22 protein-coding genes are annotated in these 24,159 nt (G+C 38.2%); 14 read left to right on the plus strand and 8 right to left on the minus strand.

All coding sequences use genetic code 11. The annotated features are described in order from the left end of the window. Nucleotides 1-4 precede the first annotated feature (4 nt). Together CBM24_RS10295 and CBM24_RS10300 are read left to right on the plus strand one after the other, a co-directional pair. Nucleotides 5-259 (plus strand): acyl carrier protein, encoded by a 255-nt coding sequence (locus tag CBM24_RS10295; RefSeq protein ID WP_075992081.1) that lies wholly within the window; start codon nucleotides 5-7, stop codon nucleotides 257-259. Beyond that, nucleotides 256-756, plus strand: a complete 501-nt coding sequence (locus CBM24_RS10300) for a 4'-phosphopantetheinyl transferase superfamily protein (RefSeq protein ID WP_088161138.1) — start codon at nucleotides 256-258, stop codon at nucleotides 754-756. The genes CBM24_RS10295 and CBM24_RS10300 overlap by 4 nt, the downstream gene beginning before the upstream one ends. Before the next feature lie 266 nt (nucleotides 757-1,022). On the opposite strand, the gene CBM24_RS10305 is transcribed toward CBM24_RS10300, so the two are convergent. The 4 genes from CBM24_RS10305 to CBM24_RS10320 all read right to left on the minus strand — a co-directional run bounded on the left by CBM24_RS10305 (nucleotide 1,023) and on the right by CBM24_RS10320 (nucleotide 5,898). Further along, entirely contained in the window at nucleotides 1,023-2,081 is a 1,059-nt protein-coding gene (locus CBM24_RS10305) for an alpha/beta hydrolase (protein ID WP_088161139.1), read from the minus strand. 182 nt (nucleotides 2,082-2,263) lie between these two features. Continuing rightward, complete coding sequence (locus CBM24_RS10310; protein ID WP_088161140.1) at nucleotides 2,264-3,487, minus strand: hypothetical protein; 1,224 nt, start codon at nucleotides 3,485-3,487, stop codon at nucleotides 2,264-2,266. A gap of 204 nt (nucleotides 3,488-3,691) precedes the next feature. Continuing rightward, nucleotides 3,692-4,918: a serine hydrolase domain-containing protein gene (locus CBM24_RS10315; protein WP_088161141.1), complete on the minus strand. Its 1,227-nt coding sequence runs from the start codon at nucleotides 4,916-4,918 to the stop codon at nucleotides 3,692-3,694. A 155-nt stretch (nucleotides 4,919-5,073) separates the two neighbouring features. Further along, nucleotides 5,074-5,898 (minus strand): helix-turn-helix domain-containing protein, encoded by an 825-nt coding sequence (locus CBM24_RS10320; RefSeq protein WP_088161142.1) that lies wholly within the window; start codon nucleotides 5,896-5,898, stop codon nucleotides 5,074-5,076. A 216-nt stretch (nucleotides 5,899-6,114) separates the two neighbouring features. Here CBM24_RS10320 and CBM24_RS10325 point away from each other — a divergent pair, with 216 nt between their 5' ends. Beyond that, nucleotides 6,115-6,927: a class I SAM-dependent methyltransferase gene (locus CBM24_RS10325; RefSeq protein ID WP_232475752.1), complete on the plus strand. Its 813-nt coding sequence runs from the start codon at nucleotides 6,115-6,117 to the stop codon at nucleotides 6,925-6,927. A 27-nt stretch (nucleotides 6,928-6,954) separates the two neighbouring features. Here CBM24_RS10325 and CBM24_RS10330 read toward each other — a convergent pair whose 3' ends face one another. Next, nucleotides 6,955-7,371, minus strand: a complete 417-nt coding sequence (locus CBM24_RS10330; protein WP_088161143.1) for a DUF1801 domain-containing protein — start codon at nucleotides 7,369-7,371, stop codon at nucleotides 6,955-6,957. A gap of 257 nt (nucleotides 7,372-7,628) precedes the next feature. On the opposite strand from CBM24_RS10330, the gene CBM24_RS10335 reads away from it, so the two are divergent. The 3 genes from CBM24_RS10335 (at nucleotide 7,629) to CBM24_RS10345 (ending at nucleotide 12,588) form a co-directional block, all read left to right on the plus strand. Continuing rightward, on the plus strand, nucleotides 7,629-9,719 hold the full coding sequence (locus tag CBM24_RS10335; RefSeq protein ID WP_157698418.1) for a DNRLRE domain-containing protein: 2,091 nt from the start codon (nucleotides 7,629-7,631) through the stop codon (nucleotides 9,717-9,719). A gap of 274 nt (nucleotides 9,720-9,993) precedes the next feature. Then, nucleotides 9,994-11,115, plus strand: coding sequence for a vWA domain-containing protein (locus CBM24_RS10340; protein ID WP_088161145.1), 1,122 nt, complete (start codon nucleotides 9,994-9,996; stop codon nucleotides 11,113-11,115). A 6-nt stretch (nucleotides 11,116-11,121) separates the two neighbouring features. Continuing rightward, nucleotides 11,122-12,588 carry a sigma 54-interacting transcriptional regulator gene (locus CBM24_RS10345; protein ID WP_088161146.1) on the plus strand — a complete coding sequence of 489 codons (1,467 nt, stop codon included), beginning with the start codon at nucleotides 11,122-11,124 and terminating at the stop codon, nucleotides 12,586-12,588. Nucleotides 12,589-12,678: 90 nt separating this feature from the next. On the opposite strand, the gene CBM24_RS10350 is transcribed toward CBM24_RS10345, so the two are convergent. Continuing rightward, nucleotides 12,679-13,401 (minus strand): DUF3667 domain-containing protein, encoded by a 723-nt coding sequence (locus CBM24_RS10350; RefSeq protein WP_088161147.1) that lies wholly within the window; start codon nucleotides 13,399-13,401, stop codon nucleotides 12,679-12,681. A 311-nt stretch (nucleotides 13,402-13,712) separates the two neighbouring features. On the opposite strand from CBM24_RS10350, the gene CBM24_RS10355 reads away from it, so the two are divergent. From CBM24_RS10355 to CBM24_RS10395, 8 genes are all read left to right on the plus strand, one after another. After that, entirely contained in the window at nucleotides 13,713-14,129 is a 417-nt protein-coding gene (locus CBM24_RS10355; RefSeq protein ID WP_088161148.1) for a MarR family winged helix-turn-helix transcriptional regulator, read from the plus strand. Nucleotides 14,130-14,146: 17 nt separating this feature from the next. After that, nucleotides 14,147-14,491: a GIY-YIG nuclease family protein gene (locus CBM24_RS10360; RefSeq protein ID WP_088161149.1), complete on the plus strand. Its 345-nt coding sequence runs from the start codon at nucleotides 14,147-14,149 to the stop codon at nucleotides 14,489-14,491. Between the two features lies 1 nt (nucleotide 14,492). After that, nucleotides 14,493-14,918, plus strand: coding sequence for a DUF1330 domain-containing protein (locus CBM24_RS10365; protein ID WP_088161150.1), 426 nt, complete (start codon nucleotides 14,493-14,495; stop codon nucleotides 14,916-14,918). 255 nt (nucleotides 14,919-15,173) lie between these two features. After that, a complete protein-coding gene (locus CBM24_RS10370) occupies nucleotides 15,174-17,114 on the plus strand; it encodes a family 43 glycosylhydrolase (RefSeq protein WP_088161151.1) in 1,941 nt (646 codons plus the stop codon). 763 nt (nucleotides 17,115-17,877) lie between these two features. Continuing rightward, a complete protein-coding gene (locus tag CBM24_RS10375) occupies nucleotides 17,878-19,758 on the plus strand; it encodes an MGH1-like glycoside hydrolase domain-containing protein (RefSeq protein WP_088161152.1) in 1,881 nt (626 codons plus the stop codon). Between the two features lie 132 nt (nucleotides 19,759-19,890). Continuing rightward, nucleotides 19,891-20,757 (plus strand): AraC family transcriptional regulator, encoded by an 867-nt coding sequence (locus tag CBM24_RS10380; RefSeq protein ID WP_232475753.1) that lies wholly within the window; start codon nucleotides 19,891-19,893, stop codon nucleotides 20,755-20,757. 259 nt (nucleotides 20,758-21,016) lie between these two features. After that, complete coding sequence (locus tag CBM24_RS10390; RefSeq protein WP_088161153.1) at nucleotides 21,017-21,532, plus strand: hypothetical protein; 516 nt, start codon at nucleotides 21,017-21,019, stop codon at nucleotides 21,530-21,532. Between the two features lie 199 nt (nucleotides 21,533-21,731). Further along, the gene (locus CBM24_RS10395) at nucleotides 21,732-22,085 is read left to right on the plus strand and encodes a YtxH domain-containing protein (protein WP_088163521.1); all 354 of its coding nucleotides are present in this window, start codon (nucleotides 21,732-21,734) and stop codon (nucleotides 22,083-22,085) included. 138 nt (nucleotides 22,086-22,223) lie between these two features. On the opposite strand, the gene CBM24_RS10400 is transcribed toward CBM24_RS10395, so the two are convergent. Both CBM24_RS10400 and CBM24_RS10405 read right to left on the minus strand, forming a co-directional pair. After that, nucleotides 22,224-23,162 (minus strand): helix-turn-helix domain-containing protein, encoded by a 939-nt coding sequence (locus tag CBM24_RS10400; RefSeq protein WP_088161154.1) that lies wholly within the window; start codon nucleotides 23,160-23,162, stop codon nucleotides 22,224-22,226. Nucleotides 23,163-23,171: 9 nt separating this feature from the next. Continuing rightward, on the minus strand, nucleotides 23,172-24,068 hold the full coding sequence (locus tag CBM24_RS10405) for an SDR family oxidoreductase (RefSeq protein ID WP_088161155.1): 897 nt from the start codon (nucleotides 24,066-24,068) through the stop codon (nucleotides 23,172-23,174). Nucleotides 24,069-24,159 lie beyond the last annotated feature (91 nt).

A 24,159-nucleotide genomic window follows, 5' to 3' on the forward strand; every position in this document is an offset into this window, starting at 1 on the left:
ACCTATGAACAGAGAAGAATTGATCGGTGCTTTAAAGCCAATTATAGCACCTTACACAACAAACGAAGAAGCATTTGGAAAGCTTACTGAAAAGACTGATTTTATGCGTGATCTACAAATCAATTCAGCAAATTTGGTTGATATTGTCCTGGATATCGAAGATCAATTTGGGATCGTTATTGAAAATTCCGATATGGAACGTATGCTTAATGTCGGAGCTGCAGTCGAAATAATCGAAAGCAAGTTACAAGAAAAATGATTGGTAATGACGTTATCGACCTGGTTCAGTCTAGAAAAGATAGTAATTGGAGACGTAGGGGCTTTGTTTCAAAGCTATTTAATGAGCATGAACAACTGTTGATTGTGAACAGTCCAGATCCAGAAATTGTTGTTTGGCTCTTATGGAGCATGAAAGAGGCTGCCTATAAAATATGGAATAGACAGACAGGAATTCGGAAATATATACCTAAAGGGTTGCTATGTTCAGTTATTGAACGGTCTTCTAGCAACGCAACGGGAGAAGTCATCTGTGAAGGGAAGAGGTATTACACTAAGACCATTGTTTGCCCTGATTTTATACATACCATCGCAGTTGGCGAATTGGTTCATTTAGGCAATATTGTAGAAATCGAAAAAGGTGAAATTGTTAAAGATGCTCAGGGGATACCAAGCATCATTCTGAAAGATAGCGGCACACACTTACCCGTTTCTGTAAGTAACCATGGCCGTTTTGAGAGAATAGTTGCGATTACATGAAAAAGTTAGTGTCATTAACCTTTATGTTTTATGTAACTATATGTCATTAGTTGTACTATTCCAATTTATATGTTTAATGTTTTTTTTAATAGCGGCATTATACGATTGAGTTTTTTCCTGCAGCCTCCTAGTTGCATTGCATAACTAGGAGAGCCTGATGACAGCAGCTACTTTTCAATTCATAAGATAGCTAGCTAGGGTAGATCTGAAAGAAAAATTCCAAGAACCACGTATAGCTTATCAACTTAGTCAGACGAGCAAACACCTTATTGCACTTGGATTGATTCTTCCCGAAGCATCTGTTTGAATTTGGGATCTCGTATATAACGACTAAAATCATGGCTTGACATTCCTGTGAAATCAGTCATAGAAAAGATGCTGTAATTTTTCTTAAGGGCGTTATAACTTTCCTCTTTGTATCCAAGATCAGTTGGATTAAGTTTGTTCGATAAGAATCCAAAAAACTTCTTCAACCTCTTGTCCGTTCCGTTGATCGTGATGTGTATTTTCTTGACTTGTGAGCTGAGATTCACAAATTTTTTTGTGTTACTCGCCGTATCCGTATATTGAAACTCGGAAAGTCCTATCGCTGGAGCCAGCATAATGCAGGTAATTCTATTTTTGTTTTCTAACAATGGCTTTGCCCGCTCGATATCAACATTGTGAACGTCTTTTGCTTGAGCAGAAAATGAGCTATTGTATTCAGGATTTGAAATAGCGCTCATAACCACAGATGCTCCACGACTATGTGATATGATGAAGACATCCTTATCGGCCATATTGTTCAGTATACGTCTTAATCCAAATTCACCGGCCATCTGGCTAAAAGAGGCCGCTGAAAACCAGTTTTTGGCGGAACGAAAAGGGGAGGTAGATCGTAGACCATCCCAATAAAATCGAATGATTTCATCGGTTTTAGGGTTTGTAACGATATGATCGGAAATATATTTATATTGTTTTACAACAGATTCTTCATCAGCATTGAAGCCATGGACTAAAATAAACACACGTTTTTTTGGGGCAATACGTTTAGACAAACGCAGCATGTTACCGCGTTCAAAAGCGAGTAATTGTTCGCGATCCCCTCTGTCGGTGGCAATTTTCATAAGCGAATAAGGATCTCGAGCAGCTTTATTGGAAGGAATGCCATAATTTTTCTTCCAATTGTCGGGGTAGAAATTACCATTTTGATCCACAAATGAATACCATAGGTTAGGATCTACACCGGTATTGGGGGTAGCCGAATCGGGAAGATTATGGATAAGGCCACACGAAGTGAACAAGCTGATAACGATGATAATATAGAAAAAATACCTTTTGTTCATATGATTTATTTTCTACTATTCCTGAATTTAATTTTTAACTAGGATCCAATGGCTACTAAATTGGATATATTTTCACAAAAAAGCGATTTGTTGTAATATAGTCATTATTTTGGATAGCGAAAAGTAGGCTTGTATTTTGAACCGTTAATGTTTGCTGAAATTTAGCGGTACCAAGCTACAAATCATTTCTTTGTGATTAAATAAAGTTTGTTGCGTTGGTTGGTGAAAAGTTGATAATTTAAAGCTGGATTCGTATAAAAACCATAGGCATTAAATTGGTCGGTATTCTCAAAGGTTAGTGTGCCGATGTTTTTATTGTTGATATCGACTTGAGACCAATGCCATTTTTCGTCCAAATATAAGCTGTCTTTAAATCTTAAGGTGTCATTTTCGACAATAAGCTGTGAGAATAGGCAGCCTTGCCAAAGATCTCCTTTTTCATATTTCCCCGTTTTGACGTCATGTCTATTGCGAACACGTTTGATTTTCTGGTAATAAACTGATCTAATGTTAGGGGGAGTAGTATTCGTTACCCATTCATTCTTATCCCAGTGACCGAAAAGATCATTTACGGTACGGCCCTTAGATGAGCTCTGTGGGTCTAAATTATTATCATCCGATATGTTTTCGTTGAATACATACCATTTATCGTCCATAAAATAAGTTCGCTTTGTATAGCTTTTCGAATTGCTTTGATCGAAATGATAGATTTTCTCTGACAGCAGATAGGTGGCTTTACTTTTAATATCATTTAGTTTTTGGTCTTGTTTATCTGTGGACCAATTTAGATTTGCTTTGAATACTTCAATTGTTTTTTTTGTAGTATCTCCATTCAATGGCCAGCTGCGAAAGTAATGTTTGGAAACGTTGATCAAATACCCTTCAAATAAAACTTCTGAATCCTCATCCTTGTCCTGTTTAAAGGAGTATTCATCAATCTGCTTACCATCTTTATCCAGTCTATAGCATGTATGAATAACTGTTGATGGACTATCAGTGTCGATTGCACCGGTTAAACAATGAATGATTAATTCATTGTTTTTGGTCAAAAACTGATCTATAGGGTGGTCACTTGCCTTGAAGAGTATGATTTCATGTTTCCCAAACTGGTTTTTTAGCTTGTTAATGTCATCATATTTGCTGTATTCATTTGGCAGTTTTGAGGAGTGGAAAAAGTTTTGAAGCCTAATATCGATATCAAAAATACCATTTGTATAAATAATAGTGCATGCGATCAGGGCACATCCCAGTAAGTAGTACTTCAAATTGCGTGTATCCTTTACCAGCAAAAAGAAATGGAAAAATATCCAGCTCAGTAAGCAAACAAGAGGTGAAAAAATAATATAACTCAACTTTTCACTGCTGCTTAGATCAAAAACGAAAAAACTGATGAGATATGCCGTCATAAAGATTAGGCATAATATAAAAGACTTCAATAACAGTTTCTTTTTGGCTTTCTTCGGTTCCTGATCTATCTGTTGCAATATCTTATAATTTAGTATACGCTATATCCGATCTAACGCTGGACCGATATAGGTGTAATTTAACTTTTTTCTTTAAGGTTTCAAATAATAGATTAAAATCGTTATTCTAACAGCATCCATAGCGTTTCATTCATTTCTATTGGACCTTGGGAAAACTTCCTTAACTCCACCTTTTGTTAAAATAATGGAATTATAGCCATCTGTTTTGTCTTCAACAAACTCGATCGTTCTGTCGTTGTCGTCTGCTCTGAAAAATTTTGTTTTAGACTCGGGAATGAGTTCAATATCCGCATCATTATAATAGAGTTTGCCATCAATTTTTAATATCCGTATTTTTCCATACTCACCCACATAGTTATTGTATATGGTCGTATCTATTTTGGCGCGACGATGTTTGTAGGGCATTTCTACTTCTTTACCAAAGGCAATTGCTGAAAGTCCGTAACCTATGATATGGGAGGCTGAGCCGTTATTAGAAAGGACAGTGACAAAGAGTTTGTCGTCAGTAAATCGATTAAAAGAAGTCATTGTCCCAAAGAATCCGCCGTCATGTGCAATCAAATAATGTCCGTGATTATAAAATGGATTGATGATGAATCCATAGCCCCAATTTTCGGAGTTATATGGTGTAAACATTTTTTTCTTCATTGCGGCTGATAGAATCGTTGTTCCATAAAGTGCTTGGTCCCAAATGGCTAGATCTTCCACGGTTGAATAAATACCGTCGTGACCTAGGTTGATCTCCCAGTTGATATAGGGGTTATGGATAAAACCTTCGTCATTATGATAATATACTTTTGCTTTTTTCGGCACGATGGATTCATTGTTACTAACTCCGGTGTTATTCATCCCAGCTTTATCAAATATATTTTTCTTTAAAAAAGTAGCGTAATGCTCACCGGAGACTTTTTCAATAATCTTTGCTAACAAATAATAACCGATATTACTATAGGCGCTATTTGTTCCCGGTGAGAATTCGAAAGGAATTTTCTTGATGGCGGCATAAGCAGAATCGCGACTTATGCTGCTTAACGCGATTTCTTTGAAGCCCATAGCAAGTCCGGAGCTGTGTGACAGTAACATGTGGATGCTGATACTATCGGCTTTTGGATAATCGGGGAAAAATTTACTGAGTTTATCATTTAGGGATAACCGCCCACTGTCGACGAGCTGTAAAATAGCGGCTGCGGTAAATTGTTTTGTGACCGATGCCAACTGGAATTTAGTGTCTAACGTGTTTTTTATATTCCATTCATAATCTGCCAAACCGTAGGCTTTTTTTAATAAAATAGTGCCATTTTTCATGACAAGAACTGTTCCACTAAAATTATTTACATCAGCTTGTGCCTGCATTTAGGCTGCAAGTTTGGCTGATGTTTTTTCTTGGGCCACAAGAAAAACTGGACAAAGCATAAGTAGGATTAAAAGCTTCATAACGTATTGCATAAATAATTATGGAGCAATGTTACTGTTCAATAAAATAGTGTGATTGTATTTTTGTAAACCTGCTAAATAAAAATCCATTTTATCTGGCTCCGTTCGAGATTACCTATTTTGGAAAAGAAAACTTTTGGCGTAAATCCTGTTAATTTTTTAAAATCTCTAATCATGTGGGACTGATCGAAATAATCCAGGTTATAAGACAGACCTATTTTGTTTCTATCTTCGAGGTGGCTTTGAATTGCAGCTCGAAATCTGATGATTTTTTTGAATTGGGAGGGGGTTTTACAGATATGTTGATCAAATTGCTTATTTATGGTTGTTCTCGATCTTCTTGTTTTTAGCGAAAATTCTGACATCGATTGATTGACGTTGCTTGTATCTAACATTTCGGTAATTATGTTTTCGAGCAACGCATTTTTAAATGGCCAAAATTTTGATATCCAATAGTGTTCTAATGCCTTGATTCGCCCGTCCTGGTCATCTATGGACAGGATGGATCTCATAGCATCTTTATAATCCAGGTGTGGGTTAAAATCGGGAAATGTTCCGCTGTTATAATCGCTTAAATCATTGGGTATAAAAGCATTTATCCCAAGAGGTTTGAAGTAAGTGGTAATTTCATTTATTTTCCCCTCGTAACACACTAAAACAGGTTCATTAAAATTGCATACAAGGTTTGTTTCTATCGAATTGGATGGAAAATGCTTCGTAATCACCTTATTTGGGCTTACCATCGTTTGGGTCTGCTCACTTATCGTCACAATGGTGTAAATACTCGGAAACGTAAAATATGCCGTCGCTTTTTCTTCGTCAGTTTTCTCAAGTATATAGAAGCATTCAATATATTTTTTTAGGAGTAAGCTCTCTGGTCTATATATTTTTATCGTCATCTCTTTTCTTCATGTAAATAGGCGTTGTTCTTGCCTCATCCTTTTAAACTTGGAAGTATTTGATAATCGATTTAAATATAGAGAACCTTTATGATAATTTTCACCAAGCTTTATTTCTTAAAACATTTATTTTTAGATTGAGGAAACGATGAATCCGATAGAGATTAATTTTTATTGTAATTTAGTAGCTAATTAACCATTTAATTAAAAAACAAAATGAACGATTTGAACCCGGAAGAGAATTACATCGCAATAAACAAACACTCGTGGAATAACAGAACGGATACGCATTTAAAATCAGATTTTTACAATCTAACAGGATTTTTAAAAGGGGAGACTTCATTAAATTCAATTGAATTAGCATTATTGGGTGATATCAGTGGGAAAAAAATATTACACCTACAATGTCATTTCGGACAGGATACAATTTCTTTGAGTAGACTTGGCGCAAAAGTTACTGGTGTTGACCTATCTGACAAGGCTATAGAAAGCGCCCGCGAAATTGCGAAAGATATGCATGCTGATGTGCAGTTTATCTGTTGTGATCTGTATGAGCTTGAAAATCATCTTGATGAACAATTTGATCTAGTCTTTACAAGTTACGGAACGATTACTTGGTTACCTGATTTAGATAAATGGGCGAAAATAATTTCACGTTTCTTGAAACCGAAAGGGAAGTTTATTTTTGTCGAGTTTCATCCAGTTGTTTGGATGTTCGACGACAATTTTGATAAAATTGGCTATAACTATTTTAATATTGCTCCAATTGTTGAAACAGAGCAGGGAACCTATGCCGATAAAGATGCCGCTATTTCGCAGTCCTATGTCACCTGGAATCATAGTATGAGTGAGGTCGTTGGTGCTTTACTTCATAATGGGCTGAACATTCAAGACCTGAACGAATTTGACTATTCACCTTATCCCATTTTTAAAAACATGACAGAGCTAGATCCTAAAAAATTCAGAATAGCCCATTTGGGAAATAAGATTCCGATGGTCTATGCTATTGTTGCGCGTAAAAGTGAATAAATAAAATTCTGGGAATCGACCTGGTACTTATTTCTTTTTCAAATAACGATTTATCATGGGGCTAAAATCTATTTTGGATGAAACCTGAATATGTTCTGCCAATACTGAGGCGGGAAATTCATCCAAAGTTTTGAAATTAATACAGCCTTTTTGAAACTTGGCTTTCGGTATTTTTAATTTTAGTTCTTCCATTAATTCGGGGTTAGTATAGATGACCAAGGAATGGAATGAAATATAATGCTTCGCGACTGTTAACCCGTATTTAAATACACCTTGTTCATTAAAGCTGATTGCATTAGGGTTTGACATGAATTTTCCAAAGCTTTCCGAAACGGTATTGTCATTTTCTGATATTGCTTTCCGAAATTGACGAATTATTTGTTGCTCAGTGTCTGAAAGTGTATCAATATATTGATCTATTTCCATTAATTTTTTATTGTCCATAAAGGCTGTAGTTGTTCGCTAAAAATATTAAATTTTCTTTTATATCGATGTAGGCCAGCAGAAAAAGATTCGATAATTTATCTTCGATATATTTTGACCTGTCTTTAAAATTTTACCCCTCTTTATTTGTGATTTTACCCCTTGTGGTTGATAAGTTATTTATAATTTAATGTTATTAATCAAATTATAAAATTCGTATTCGTCGGAATTAGAATACGTCTGTAAAAATTATAACAAATTATAAAACTAAAAACAACATGATGAGAAAATTAATGATGGTGATTTCTATTGGAGTCATTGGGCTACTGAGCTGCCAAAAGTCTGTTCAAATAGATTCTCCGACATCGCTAAAAACAAAAGCGAAGGCGAATCTGGCAAGTGTGGGCAATACTTACTACATAGATCCCAGCGGAAACGATGATAGTACAGGAATGAGCACAACTACAGCATGGAGAACATTGGCCAAAATTAATGCCTCGGTTTTTGGCCCCGGCGACCGTATCTTATTCAAGAGCGGTGGCGTATGGAATGACACTTTGCATATGAAAAATTCGGGAACGGCTGAAGCTCCCATTATCATAGATAAATATGGCGGTGATGTTCGTCCGATTATCAACGGCGGTGGAAAGAGAAATGGATCAAATGCGCTATACCTTAATAAAGTATCTTATTTTGAAGTAAATAACCTCGAACTGACGAATACAATCCCAAGCGGGACAAGTTATGCTGCCACGGGGATCCGCGTGATTGGAGGCAGTTCTGCAGGAACAGCAATCAGCAATGTCTCCATTAGAAATTGTTATGTCCATGACGTCAATGGTGCTATCGATGGACAGACCAATTATAACAAAAGCTCTGGCGGGATTATCTTAGACGGTAAAATATACGGGGCTTTGGTACAAAGTTGTCATGTCGCCAACTGTTCCGTTGAAGGGATAAGGACCACTGGCGATAGGGCTATGGCAGCAAGATCAAAAGATATTATTATCGATAACAATTTGATTGAATATATCTACGGCGACGGTATCGTTATGTCTGGCGTGACGGGAGGAAGTAAAATTACACACAATACGGTCTATAAGGCATGTATGAACACAGGCTCTGAAAATTATGCGGGTATTTGGACAATTGGCAGTTTGAATACGCTGGTGGCTTATAATGAGGTTTACGGTATGACAGGCGGAGGGGCCAATGACGGAGTCGCGTTCGATGCCGATGGCTATGATACCAATTCAGTAACCGATGGAGATATCTTCGAATACAATTATTCGCATGATAATAACGGCGGATTTATGCTTTTTATGAACCAGTCTAAGAATATTAAAGTCCGCTACAACGTTTCTGTCAACGATATCGGTACAACAAGGTTAAAGAAGCTCTTTTTGATCGAAAAAACAACATACGATTCCCGTGAGATTTATAATAATGTATTCTACATCAAAAATCCAACCGCCAGCCTGTTTAACGTCATGAATGGCGTGAGTTCAGGAAAGCCTTATGCAACATTTTCAAATAATATTTTTTACACAACCTCGACCATTAGTAGTCTGTCTACTCAGGCCGATAACGGACTGAAGTTTAACAATAATTGTTTATTTCCGTCAAGTACATTTACGTCATTGAACTGGGGAACTACCGTGCGGAATAACAATTTCTATGAAGATCCGGTATTTGTCAATCCAATTGGTGGAAACGGCCTTGACGCTGCAAAAGGTTATGATGTCGGTTCCGGTTCGGCTGCCCTTAATGCTGGTATATTTATAAGTAACAATGGGGGCGTGGATTTCGCTGGAAATGCGTTGCCATTGGGTAATCCAGACGTTGGAGCGTTTCAGCATGCTGTTGTAGCCAATGCCGGAAGTTCTCTTGCCGATGCCTATGTCCGTAACGGTACCTATGCGAGTACAAATTATGGAACTACAGCTGATCTTGTCATCAAATCCGACGCTACATCTTACGCGCGTAAAGCATACGCTAAATTTGATATTGCGATGATTACTACACCTAAAGTGAGTTCGGCAAAATTAAAAATGTATGTTGCAGGAGTGAATACAGCACCACAAAGGACTATTAATATTTATACAACCTCCACGACATCTTGGTTGGAAAATAGCATTAATTGGAACAATGCACCAATGGATACTGTACTTGTCGGTAAGATTTCTGTGTCAGGGATAGGTTTACAGACCGTCGACGTCACCTCGGCCATTAATAGATTGCTTACCGGTACTGATCGTAAAGTATCCTTTCTATTTTTAAATACAGCTGCGGCTTCTTCTACAAATGATATGTCTTTTAGTAGCAGGGAAGCAACCGCCAATAAGCCAACGTTGGAACTGCTTTATTAACGGGTACTTATTTCAGGGGTAATTCTTTTGTATTTAGAATAACTGGATTAAAAAGCCGCAAGGAATACCAATTCTTTGCGGCTTTTGACTGGGAGAGCGTAAAAGTCTGAAACTAATTCCTAATAGAAAGTTGTCGCTCGTGCGTCATACTATAGCCAGTTTTTAAAGTTAAATGGACATACGATGCTCACAAAAATTATTATTTCGTAAATTCATACTATGAAGTATCCGATACACTATTTGGATAGCTTCCTCATACTAATAAAAGGAATGCATGAAAAGCACGAAACGAAGTAAAGGTTTTCTCTTCAAACAATATGAAGAGCCGTTTCAAACGCCTTTTGATAAATTATTTGACATTTTCAAAGAACTGATTACCCATACCTCTGGTGATTTTGATGAAGCCATTGACTGGCTTAGGCAATTGGATAAAGAGTTTAAACTGACGACTCCAGCCTATACGATAGACGATTTCATTGCGGATCTGAAAGATAAAGGTTATATCAGAGAAAAAGTGGAGTTTGGTGGTGAAGGCGGCGTAGATATTACCTCAAAGCTGGAGAAAGCCTTACGTCAGCATGCCTTGGACCAGATTTTTGGGAAAATGAGGAAAGGGAAATCAGGCAATCATAAAACCAATCACCAGGGACGGAGTGACGAAAATATGGGCGATTTCAGAAACTATCAGTACGGAGATGGCTTGGAGAAAATAGTTTTGACAGAGAGCTTGAAAAACGCACAGATCAATCATGGGATAGGCGAGTTTGCCTTATCAGAAAATGATCTCGTCGTAGAAGATACACAGTTTAAGTCGCAGATGAGTACAGTGTTGATGATCGATATCAGCCACAGTATGATTTTATACGGCGAGGATCGAATCACTCCTGCAAAAAAAGTAGCGATGGCTTTATCAGAACTTATTTTGACCCGATATCCGAAAGATTCACTTGACGTCATTGTTTTCGGAAACGATGCATGGACTATCGCGATAAAAGACTTGCCTTATTTGCAAGTTGGACCATTTCATACCAATACGGTCGCAGGCTTAAAGCTAGCGATGGACTTGCTAAGGCGAAAACGGCATGCGAATAAGCAAATATTTATGATAACCGATGGAAAACCGAGCTGTTTAAATATGCCAGACGGTACCTATTATAAAAATCCTATGGGTTTGGATCCTTTTATCACTAGCAAGTGCTATAGTATGGCTGCGCAAGCCCGAAAGCTGGGAATACCAATTACAACCTTTATGATTGCTTCAGATCCTTATCTACAGCAATTTGTCGACGAGTTTACAGCTTCAAATCAAGGGAAGGCTTATTACACTGGACTTGGGGATCTAGGTGAAATGATTTTTGAGGATTACGAAGAAAATCGAAAAAAAAGAATACGATAAGAATATATGGATTACACGAAGATTACAACATTTGGTGCATTAAAAACTTCGGGTTATAAACCTAAAACAATAAAAGAAGAATTGCGTCAAAATCTGATTACAAAAATAAAGGCGGGTGAAACCGTGTTTAATGGAGTATATGGTTATGAAGATACCGTTATTCCAGAACTTGAGAGAGCAATTCTTTCCAAACACAACATTAATTTCCTGGGCCTTCGCGGTCAGGCGAAAACACGTCTAGCTAGGCTCATGGTCAACTTATTGGATGAATATGTGCCTGTGGTTCAAGGTTCAGAGATTAATGATGATCCGTTTAACCCCATATCGCGTTATGCGCTAGAACTTCTGCAGGAGAAAGGCGATGATACACCGATAAGCTGGCTTGGTAGAGGTGATCGTTTTGCGGAGAAACTGGCTACGCCAGATGTGACGGTCGCTGATTTGATTGGTGATGTAGATCCCATTAAAGCCGCAAACTTAAAACTGAGCTATGCAGACGATCGCGTGATTCACTTTGGTATGATTCCTCGGGCAAACCGTTCTATATTTGTCATTAATGAGCTGCCTGATCTTCAAGCTAGAATCCAGGTAGCTCTCTTCAATATATTGCAGGAGGGAGATATTCAGATCCGTGGTTTTAAGTTACGCTTACCGTTAGATGTACAATTTATATTTACTGCAAATCCGGAGGATTATACCAATAGAGGAAGTATTGTGACGCCACTGAAAGATCGCATAGGATCGCAGATACTCACACATTACCCTGCATCGGTTGAGATAGCAAAGGCAATTACAGCGCAGGAGGCGAACTTGGAAGCGGCCCAGAAGGAGCAGATATACGTTCCTGAGCTGGCTAGGGAACTGATTGAGCAGATAAGCTTTGAAGCACGAAATAGTGAATATGTTGATGAAAAGAGTGGCGTAAGTGCGCGTATGAGCATTACAGCATTTCAGAACTTATTAAGCACCGCTGAATTGCGCATGCTCAGAAGTGGGGCGCAAGCAACTGCAGTACGGCTGAGTGATTTTATGGGTATTGTGCCTGCGATAACGGGTAAAGTTGAGCTCGTTTATGAAGGCGAACAGGAAGGAGCGGGTATCGTCGCATTGCAGCTGATAGAAAACGCGATTAAAAACCTTTTTCCGATTTTATTTCCAAAAATTGAGAAACTGGAAAGAGAAAACGAACGTTATCCCTACGATGATATTGTTCGTTGGTTTTCAGAATCAGAGGGGATCGAATTATCTGATGAACTCAACGATTCAACGTATGAGCAGGTTTTGGACCAAGTGAAACCTATACATGCTTTAATTCAGCAATACCAGCCGGAGACGAAGCCCGAAGATCTCCATTTTCTGACCGAATTTGTATTATGGGGACTTACGCTCAACAATAAATTAAGTAAATATAGGTTGGGGACTGGCCTTCAGTTTCAAGATAACTTCCAGGGATACCTGAGAAATAATCTGTAACAGGCAACTAGTAACATGGTGGGTAAGTTTACAGCGCAAGCTTACCCATCTGGTTTTTAATTAGGTCTCACAAGGAAAAAGGGTGGATAACTATCTTTTCATTAAAATTAAGTCAATCGATAGGCCAATAATAACGACGACGACAGTAAATGACAGATACCCTAAAATATAGACTGCGAGCGCTTTTAAATAACTGGGTATTTTGTAGGGATCGAAAAATTGTCCAATAGCCCAGACGCTATATAACATAGCGACGATGCTAGCTTGGACCATAACGCTTGTATGTGTTAGACCTTCAACTAATGCAAAAATAGTATAGATCAACATCGTCATTCCTAAAATAAAACACAGCAGAATGACAATTTCAAAAAGATTAAAACCGTATTTTTTAAAAAATAGTTTAGCCCAGAAAGCGATAAACAATCCTATCATGATATTGGCGTAACCATAGTGGCCCTGAATCCAGAGGTATATCGAACCCGTGGTAGAATGCTGGGATTCGTAATAACTCACATATTTGTCGTTTACATGAAAAAAATGGCTTACTATAGAGTATATCAGTGAGGTGATGATGATAAAAATAATGGGTTTTACCAGGCGGCTTCGGTTCTCGGCAATATATTTTTTTACATTTTTTCCCGGCGTGGTAATAAGTTCACGAATCGTATATAAGATTCCGCGCTCGAAATGAAGGACATGTTCAATTTCGTGGACGATATAATGCGCATCAATTCTTTTAAGGACCGCTGGCTGCCCACATTTCGGACAGAAATTCAGTGTTATATCAGTCCCACAGTTTTTGCAATTTGTCATGTTTATACTATGCTACAGGTAATAAATTTGTTAATATTCGAGGATTCTATCCTTATCATGTTATGTAGATCGTTGGCTCTTGCTTCTTATCGATTAGAATTTGTCCAAAAATATTATAGATTATGTCAATCAATGCTACACCTAAGTGTAGTTTTATACAAACCTCCTTCTCCTGCGAAGAAAAGAGAATTAATGAGCTTTAGTGTAACCACCCCGTTCGCAGAATCTTTTGTTTATTTTGTTCAACCATTTAAATAAAACTATTATATTTGCAAAATACTTGACTAATCAAGTATTTTGCAAATAATAATATGACCGCAATTAATACGATTTTGAACATTATAAAAGTTCAATCTGTCATCACCAAAAAGTTTGATGGGTTGAGCTTGCATGGACTAAGTCTGACAGACTTTATGATCCTACATATTTTAAGTCAGGCTTCCGGGAACCGGTTACGGCGAATTGATCTGGCTGAAAGTACCGGTTTAACGGCCTCAGGGATTACACGGATTATTTCACCTATGGAAAAGATGGGGCTAGTTGTAAAAGAGCACAATGATAGAGATGCCCGGGTCAGTTATGTGAAGCTTACGGCGGCTGGTGATCGAATTTTTAAAGAGGCTACTGTTACAGCTGAGCACATCGCCAATAAGCTATTGGACGGAATGGCCGTAACAGATCTCCTTATTTTTGCTGCGCAATTGAAATCATTGGGTGGTGATTTATAATTTTAATTTAAAAGCACATGAACAAAATAGATAAAAAACAATTGAAAGCCGAATTCTTGGAAAGTAAACCATTGATGGGAGTTTTAACAATTTACAACAGGACCGAAAATAAAATACATATCGCTGATAGCATGAATTTAACGGCTCTTTCTAACAGAATCAGATTTATGTTAAACATGGGGCAATTTGACAACAAAAACTTGCAGGCGGATTGGAACCGATTAGGTGAGGGAAATTTCCTGTTTGAAAATGCAGTTATTATTCCATTTGAAAACGACAAAATCATTGATTATAAAAAAGTCGTACTTCACGCGGCAGCTGAATTGAAGAGTAAAGTGAGTGAAACAACAAGTATCTATTGATATGACAAGAAAGACGTATTTGTATCCCGGTTATGAAGCCGGAAGGAATTTGGCATTGAAAAATATCCAAGGCCCTATTGTAAACCTCAATTTAATTCAGTTGAGGAAAATCGCGGACTATACTAATTTTCCGGAGATTGCACCAATCAAAGAAATTTCGGGATACGATGCTTTCATGAATTATATAAAGCTAGCCAAACCTTTTGTGGAAGAAAGCGGCGGTGAGCTACTTTTTGTTGGGCATGGTGACCGGTTTCTGATAGGACCCGATCAGGAACAGTGGGATATCTGTATGCTGATTAAACAGAAAAGCGTGTCCGATTTTTTTTCATTTGAACAAAATCCAGCGTATATGAAGATTATAGGGCATCGGATTGCAGCTATCTCGGATTCAAGACTTTTACCCTTGGAAAATGTCCCGTTTTAAACGATACTTATCATAAAAAATACCGCCTATTTGAATAATAAATGTATATTTAACATTAATAAAAGTGAGCCTCGTATCGTATTCTTCTACAGCTTCGTGGAAAAGTGTTTTTGAGCAAATTTAAATTCGTGTTGAATATCCTTTCGAGATCAAGATAATTTGGAATTTGTGCATTAAACAATCCATCGTTAAGTTTTAATAAAGAAGGTTTGCTTGACAAATTAACATTTAGAAAAACCTAAAAATTGATCAGACATGAAACTAAAACAAATGGGGGTATTGAGTATTGCATTAATGAGTTTTACCAATGCTATAGCGCAAAAAATACACAATGCAGATAAGGCGGCGGGTTATCTTTTTGCTTATTTTGAGGGTTCGGGGGATAAAAATACACAAGAGCAATTGCGATTTGCAGTCAGTCAGGATGCGCAAAACTGGGTTGCATTAAATAACAATAAACCTATTTTGTCATCCGCAGATATATCCCAAACGGGAGGGATTCGTGATCCGCACATCCTTAGGGGAGAGGACAAAAAGTCATTTTATATGGTCGCAACTGATATGTTTACCGCCAAGAATGGTTGGGGAAGTAATCCTGGTATTATTCTGATGCGATCTGATAACCTGACGGATTGGAAACATAATACTATTGATCTGGCAAAATTATACCCTAAAAAATTTAAAAACGTAAAATGGGTATGGGCACCACAGACGATCTATGATCCAGTTGCGAAAAAATACCTTGTGTATTTTACGGTGAAATCATATGAGAACGATAAGCTTGATTTTTATGCAGCCTATGCGAATAAAGATTTTAGCGGATTTGAAAGGGAACCTACCTTATTGTTCAGTCCAAAATTTGGCGGTATTGATGGCGACATCGTCTATAAAGATGGGTTATACCATTTTTTCTTTAAGGGCAATACAAAAGATGGTGCGGGCAAAGAAGTGAAAAATGGGATTCAGCAGGCGACAAGTAAATCCCTAAAAGGACCATGGAAAGAAGACTTCCGGTATCTCGATGCCTATGCAGACACTTCTGTTGTTGTCGAAGGATCGAGTCTTTTTAAGTTGAACGGAACAGACGATTATATCTTGATGTATGATCTGTATGCGAATGGAAGATATGAATTTCAGCGCACAGATGATCTCTTTAATTTCTCCTCGAAACCTGAGGCTTTGCGTAAAAATTTTAACCCGCGACATGGAAGTGTGATTTCAATTAGCAAGGAAGAGTCTCGTCTTCTGAATAGTAAATGGGGTGGTGTACCCGGTGAATTACTATCTCCAGAGGATGTGGATGACAGGTATCGTTTTACCGCAAAGGGAAATCCGATTATTAAGCATCATTTTACGGCTGATCCAGCAGCAATGGTTAAGGGAGATACACTTTGGTTGTATGCAGGCCATGATTTTGCAGGTGGTCAGCAAGGCTATAAGATGAAAGACTGGATTGTTTATTCTACAACGGATTTAAAAAATTGGACGGAATATCCGGTGTCTTTGAGAATAAGTGATTTTACCTGGGCAAAAAGCGGTGATGCATTTGCGGGACACGTTACCGAACGTAATGGAAAATATTACTGGTACATAAGCTCTAATTGGTCCGGAATAGGTGTTGCTGTCGCAGATAGACCCGAAGGTCCCTTTAGAGATGCGTTGGGGAAACCGTTATTGACCAATAAAGACTGTTTTGCTTCTTCCCATTCTTGGGCCTGTATCGACCCGGCTGTTTTTATTGATGACGATGGCCAAGCCTGGATTTTCTGGGGTAACCGTGAGTGCTACTACGCAAAGCTCAAGGAAAATATGGTTGAGATTGATGGCGAAGTAAAGCAATTGAATTTTGAAGGACTGGCTTTTACGGAAGCACCGTGGGTTCACAAGCACAATGGAAAATATTATTTGAGTTATGCCACGGAATTTCCGGAGAAGATCGCTTATGCCATGGCCGATAAGATCGAAGGTCCCTATGTGTATAAAGGGATTCTGAATGAAATAGCAGGCAATAGCAATACGAACCATCAAGCAATTGTCCCTTTTAAAAACCAATGGTATTTCATTTATCATAATGGGGGGATTAACCCGGATGGAGGCAGTTTTAGCCGTTCGATTTGCATAGATACCCTAAATTACCGTGCAGACGGTACAATCCATAAAATTGAAATGACAACGGAAGGAACTACCGGGGACTAAAGTATGAAAAAGACGGCGAGCAAGCTAAAGTTGCTGCCGTAGAAGGTTGGGTGGAGACCGATTTAATAGATTAAAAATGTGGAACGACAGCATCGTTCCACAAAATGTTTTTCAGTGTAGTATTGTAGGATTCTTTTTACAGTATTCTTATCGAATCAATTCAGAAATTTAAAATGATGAGATAGGCATCTCCATTCATTTCAGCAATTACTTCTTTTGAGTCAAGTTTACTTATGAGGCAAATGTAACTTAGAATAGCAGTAGAAAGAATATGAAAAAGATACTTTTTTATGTGAAAATGGGAATATTTGGTTTTTTGCAAAGAAAATACCGCCCTCTTTCATAATATTTTAGGCTCAAGCCCGGAATATCGAAAAATTTATCCAGGAAAAAATTTACCATTGTCGAATTAATAGATCTGAGTATGGCCAAAAACAATGAACTTCAGATCGCGATAAAGCGTATTGTTATCTATTTTGAACGATAAAGTATGAGCTCAAATTGGTACAATATGATACATTGTATCAATTTTACGCCGATTTGTTCCACCATGCTGAATTGTCATAAAAATTCTGTTGATTAGTCCTTTGTTTGTTATTGCTTTGGATTAGATCTTGTGTTTAACTTCATCAAGAATTGCCCTGTAGAAAATTACTGCGATGAAAGCCGATCAATCTCCTGTTGATTCCTTCGGATGGACGTTAATACTAATTTTTAAGTTATAGCAGATCAACTATAAATTCGTTCTATTCCATATAGCCACATGAAAAGACAACATCGCTCCGTTTTTCTAAAATCTATTGTTTTAAGCAGCACAGCCTTTTTGGTTCTAGGTGTTCTTTTTTCCTGTTCGAGTAATCGAGGATTTTCGGGTAAGCAGGAATCGATATATCGCCATGAACTTGATCGTTTAAAGGAAGTGGCAAAAAATAACCTAACAGACAATATAAAGGAGTTCAATGCTTACGAGCACCGGCCAAAATCGGACGGTGCTTTTGACGAATCCAACAACAAAGAATTCTTGGTCAATAACATTCCGTATTTTGAGAGTTCCAACGATACCCTAAGTCGCGTGTATAATTATCGTTGGTGGATGATCAGCAAGCATCTTCGGGATTATTACGATCCACATGATTCAAAGAAATATTGGGTTATAACAGAATTTTTCGGGTATCCCGCCTGGGGATCCTTGAGTGGAGCGATTACCTGCCCAACAGCGCATCAGTTTTACGATGTACGTTGGCTTCGTGATCCAAAATACCTTCGATCTTATGCCGAATATTTTATGCTTGGATCAGCTTCCAAAATAAATCAACGGGAAAACGGTAATTTTTTGACCCATTTGAGCAGGCCCGAAAGTGTTCATTTTTCCAGCTGGATGGTCGATGGTATTGAATCATTTTTAAAAATTCATCCCGATCAGGCCTGGACGCAAAAGATGCTACCCGCAATGGAGACCCATCAGCACCTTTTGGATAGCCTATTCACTGTAAAAAATCCAAATGCGAAGACCGACGGCATGTACAAAATTCTGGATCTGTACGATGGTATGGAATTCAGCCTTTCGGCGGTACTTGGCTTAATTGAAAGTAAAGGACCTTATGCTATTTATACCGATAGTACATGGAGAGATCTATATTTAGGTTGGGGGACGACAGACAAGGCGGCAAATACGACTGCAGCGAGGGACTTTCCATTAGCCTTTACCAAAGGTTATCCCGATTTTTATTTGGTGCGCCCATCCGTTGCAAGTTATTCCTTTGGAAATAACAACGCATTGTACAATCTCTATAGACTGGAACAGCAACAACATCCTTCGATTAAGAATAAGGCGAAAGCAGATTACTATAAGGTCAGAAGCCAGGAAATACAGCAGAAATTTCTTCGGACACTTTGGAATTCAGATGATGGTTTTTTTAATACCTTAACAGCTGGTGACAACGCCTATGGTGTACGGGATTACGAAGCGCGGGTGCGGGAATCCGTTGGTTATACCCCCTGGTATTTCAATATGATACTGCCTGAGGACAATAAAAAGTATGAAGTAGCTTGGGCGATGTTTACTTCTGAAAAAGGTTTCAATAACCACAAAGGAATGACCACGGCCGAAAGGCAACACCCCTATTACAATGAGCAGGCTTATGCCTGGAACGGCAGAGGATGGCCTTTTCAAAACTCGGTCGTCTATAAAGCATACAGCAACTATTTAAGAAATTATAAGAATCAAATCACTGCGCAGGACAAAGAGACCCTTTACGAACAAATTATGAAGCTTACCCGACTTCACGGTTATACCCACCCAAATATCGGTGAATGGTATATACCAAGTGATGGCGAGCAATTTGGTGGACAGAATGATTATTTTCATTCAACCTATCCTGACATGATCATAGCAGATCTCATTGGCTTTAAGGCTACCCATCACAACAGCTTTCAGCTTCAGCCACTGATACCTGCGGGCAAAATGGATTATTTTTACCTCGGAAACTTAGACTATCACGGGAAAACTATCGACATTGTCTGGAAAGAAGACTGGGATCAAAACAAACCAGGAAAACAGCCTATGTTATGCATTTGGGTAGATCATGTTTTAAAGGCAAGCTGCAAGAATCTTGGTGTCAAAATAGACGTAAATTTAGACTAATATCAACAGGTGTTTAACCAATTTAAAATGCATCGATTGGATGAATCTATTTTAACGGAAATTTAGAAAATAAGACTCTATTGCACAACCATCATTTTAATTATACGGAACTCAATCGTTAAATTTGAGAAATTGAGCGGCACAATGGTAAATGATTACAAAAAGTATGAGCTATTTGGAAGACCGATGATGCAAAAAATTGCTTTGAAGGCACCATTTACATTTGAATTTCCAGTAGCGGAACAGGCTTGCTTCCTCTATGTGCTGGAAGGGGAGATGCAATACCAAGCAAATGACGAAGAGCTAACTATTGTGAAGCATTATTCCTTATTGCTGAATTGTATTAATTCTGGAAAGCGAATCCAAGATGTGAATCCAACGCAAGATTGTCAGCTGTTAATCGTCACTTTTTATCCAGATACCTTGAAGAAAGTTTACGATAGAGAGTTACCCTCGTTGCTGCTTGAACCCGAAAATATCATTTCAAACCAATCAAAAGAAAAAATTGACAATGATTTCCTGATCCAGAAATATGTGGAAGGCTTGCTGTTCTATTTTGAAAATCCTTCATTGATCAATGAAGATATACTGGTGCTCAAATTAAAAGAAATTATATTGCTCCTGTCCCAAACGAGAAACGCGTCGGTCATACGGGTGATATTATCACAGCTTTTTTCTTCAAGTACCTATTCGTTTAAACAGATCATTGAAGCCAATCTCTTTTCTCAATTGACCATTGAGCAGCTTGCGGAACAGAATAATCTGAGTGTTTCTTCATTTAAAAGAGAGTTTGCCAAATTATATCATGATACACCTGCCAGCTACATCAAAAATAAGAAGCTCGAAAAGGCGGCAGAGCTCCTTTTGGTTTCCAATCAGCGTGTTTCCGAAATTGCCTTTAACTGTGGATTTAACGACCTCGCAACATTTACAAAGAGTTTTAGTGACAAATACCACATATCGCCAACAAATTATCGTCGACAGCTTAAAAGCAACTAAAAACCAATGGTCATTTGTATATGGTATTCCATTTTTATCGAGGGGACCAAGTTTTCTCCAATAAGATTGTAGTCCTGTTATTTGAACTAAAATATCAAATCTTTGAACGAAATCAAAAAACCATTTTTCTTATTCTATTGCAACTTTGTAGTGTTCCATTAAAGGGTTGTTATTCCATGGATTGTGCCGTGAAAGCCTGACAACGACCTTACATTACAGGAACATTTTTTTGAAATTATCAACATTAAAAATAGAAAAAATGAATTTATCAGGTTTAGGAGTTTTCCACACAATTATTGGTCTTACAGCACTTTTAGGCGCTGTATTAGGTTTTATCAGCTATGGCAAGATCAATCTTAAAGTATTATCGGGGAAGTTATATTTTTATGCGACAGCCATCACTTCTCTTACGGCATTAGGAATTTCGAAACAGGGTGGCTTCAATGCCGGGCATGTTTTTTCACTCTTCATCTTGGTTCTTGTCACGGTGGCCTATTGGCTGCACGCAACAAAGAAAAGTAGTACGAAGGCCCGGTATTTTGAGAATTTTCTATGGTCATTCAGTTTTTTCTTGTCGCTGGTGCCTGCTGTTAATGAGACCTTTACCAGAGTTCCAGTCGGACGTCCCTTGGCAACGGATATAAATGATCCAATTATTGGACAGACCCTTCTTTTCCTTTTTGTGCTTTTTATTATTGCAGTCATTTTTCAATACTTCAAACAAAAGAAAATCAACACTGAATTGGGGGCAGAACCAAAAAGTCGAATCCAGTAGATCTATTTGATCCAAGCCGTTCTCGCACGCTCATCTTTAGCGCCTTTCGATTCATGTGATGCTGTAATCTAGTTTGTTGTACATTATTTAAAATATGACAAACTAATCTTTTGCTTTTATTGTTAGAATTTGTAAGAGTTTTAACAACATAATCATTTTGAAATATATGCTTAATTACGATTGTTTAAAGAAATTAAAGATGTGCGGCGGAAAAAATAATTCAACGGGATTACTTCTGGCAATGGTGGCGGGAGCGGCACTTGGTACATTGGTAGGTGTATTGGTGGCACCGAATAGTGGAAGAAAAACGCGAAAGAAAATCAAGGCAAAAACAAGGGATCTCAAAGAGCAGGCAAAACATAAATATGAAGAAGTAGCCGATAAAGTGAAAGAAGAGTATGATCATGTGTCATCCTCAATTAGCGAGACAGCAGGCCATGTGGCTGATAAGGTCTCTGATGAATTTGATAGGTATAAAGATCAAATAAGTGCTAAGACTGCCGAAGAGACAAAAGCGATTAAGGATGCAGTTAAAGATCAAAAAGAAAAATAACTTTTGATTCAAACAGCAGAACTGGCAATAGACATTGTGCGGTCTGCTGTTTTTTTTTGATCTTCACCTCTTAAATTATAATGTCCATGCCCAGATGGGTCATTTCTCCCATATCCAATGGTTATTCGATGGTTTTCGTTAGCTTTCAGTAGCGTAGTGAAATCCGGCTCTAAATTCCAGGGGCGAAAGTTTGGTTTTTGTTTTAAACAATTTGCTGAATGACTGTGCATGTTCAAAGCCTAATTCATAGGCGATTTGACTAACAGAAAGTGTCGTTGTTGACAATTTCTCCTTTGCTTTTTCAATCAGTTTTTCGTGAATATGCTGTTGGGTACTTTGCCCCGTTAGTACTTTAAGCAAACTGCTGAGATACTTAGAGGAAATATTTAAGCTATCTGCGATATATTGAACGGATGGAAGACCCTTTGAGATCAAACCATCTGTAGAAAAATAAGCATTCAGCAGTTCTTCCAGGCGATTTAAAACCTGATGATTGGCTTTCTCTCGCGTCAGGAATTGTCGGTTGTAAAAACGCTCCGAATAATTCAGTAATGTTTCGAGGTTTGATACAATAATGTTCTTGCTGAATTTGTCCATATTTGCTCGATATTCCCGTTGGATATTTCCAATAATATCGTTTAGTGTTTTCTCTTCACTTTCTGAAAGAAATAAAGCTTCATTTGCCGAATAATCGAAGAATTCATGCTCTTTAATGGTTTTCGCCAATGTGGTATTCCATAAAAAGTCTGGATGAATAAGCAACATCCACCCGCTTCGGTTTACGTTGGTAACAGCGTCATTTTCTTCCAGTTTCAGCAATTGATTGGGCGACATAAAGCCGAGTACACCGTTGTCAAAATCAAAGAGCTGCTGCCCATAGCGCATTTTGCCTGTGATGCCTCTTTTATTGGAAATGACATAAAAATCAAACAATAAGGCCGAAGCATCATCCAAAGGAGAACGTTTCATCTTTGAATAGTCCACAACACTGAGCAATGGATGCTCAGGCTGTGGTAAACCTCTTAATTGATGAAATTCACTGATCGTTTTTATACGCTGTGTTCGACTTTGTGGCATATAACAAATTTATAAATAATTCTGATGAACATCTTCCAATAAACCGATATGCGTAGGCGACCAATCTAATTGCTGCTGTGTCTCAAAACTTGTCGCCGGGCTATCGAAGGTGATGAAATGGCTCAGCCATTGGAAATGTTTGACAATATCTTCACCCCGTAATGAAGTAACAGGCAAATGTAATTTCGTGCCGATCAGTTCAGCAATTTCACTGATTTTAATGCCAATTTCACCAATAGCGTTGTACAATGCCCCAATTTCGGCTTTCTCGGCCGCCTTGCAGAAAACTTTTGCAGCGTCTAAACGATGAACTGCTGGCCAACGATTGTCCCCATTTAAGGGATAGGTCGAAACACCATGATCGCGTGCAAATTGGATCAGACTTGATGTGAAGCCTGCCATAAAGCCAAGATCACTGCTGCCGTGAACAGAGGGTGGTAAGCGAACCACTGAAGCATGGACACCTTTTGCTGCCAGGGCCATTGCCGCAGGTTCTGAACCTCTCGGTGAATTTAGGAGTGTACTTTCCTCTGTGACGAACCCGTTGATAAGTGGTAGACCCAAGGTTCCAGCTGTAACGACAAGCGGTTTTTGTGTACCGAGCAGCACTTCGCCCATGGCATTGATCGCATTGATATCAATTTCGGCAGCTTTTGCATATTCATTTGCAAACATCAGATCGTGGGAAAACCCCGTATGGATGACGGCGTCAGCGTTTGAAGCGGCTTGTTTTAATATATCCAAGTGCTGAAGATCGCCACGGATTACCTTAGCACCCAAATTGGCGATTATCTCTGCTGATTTTTCTGAGCGTGCTAAACCAGTTACTTGATGTCCCGCATCGATCATTTCTTGAACGACTGCTGAACCTATAAAGCCCGAAGCTCCAGTTATAAATACTTTCATAATCTTTTTTTTCTTGAGACAAAGTTCTGTGTAAAGTTGCCCGCAGATGTATCCAAATGTCAGAATGTTGTAGCCATCTTTCAGAAAATCG

Source organism: Sphingobacterium sp. G1-14 (assembly GCF_002196555.1).
Classification (GTDB): domain Bacteria; phylum Bacteroidota; class Bacteroidia; order Sphingobacteriales; family Sphingobacteriaceae; genus Sphingobacterium; species Sphingobacterium siyangense.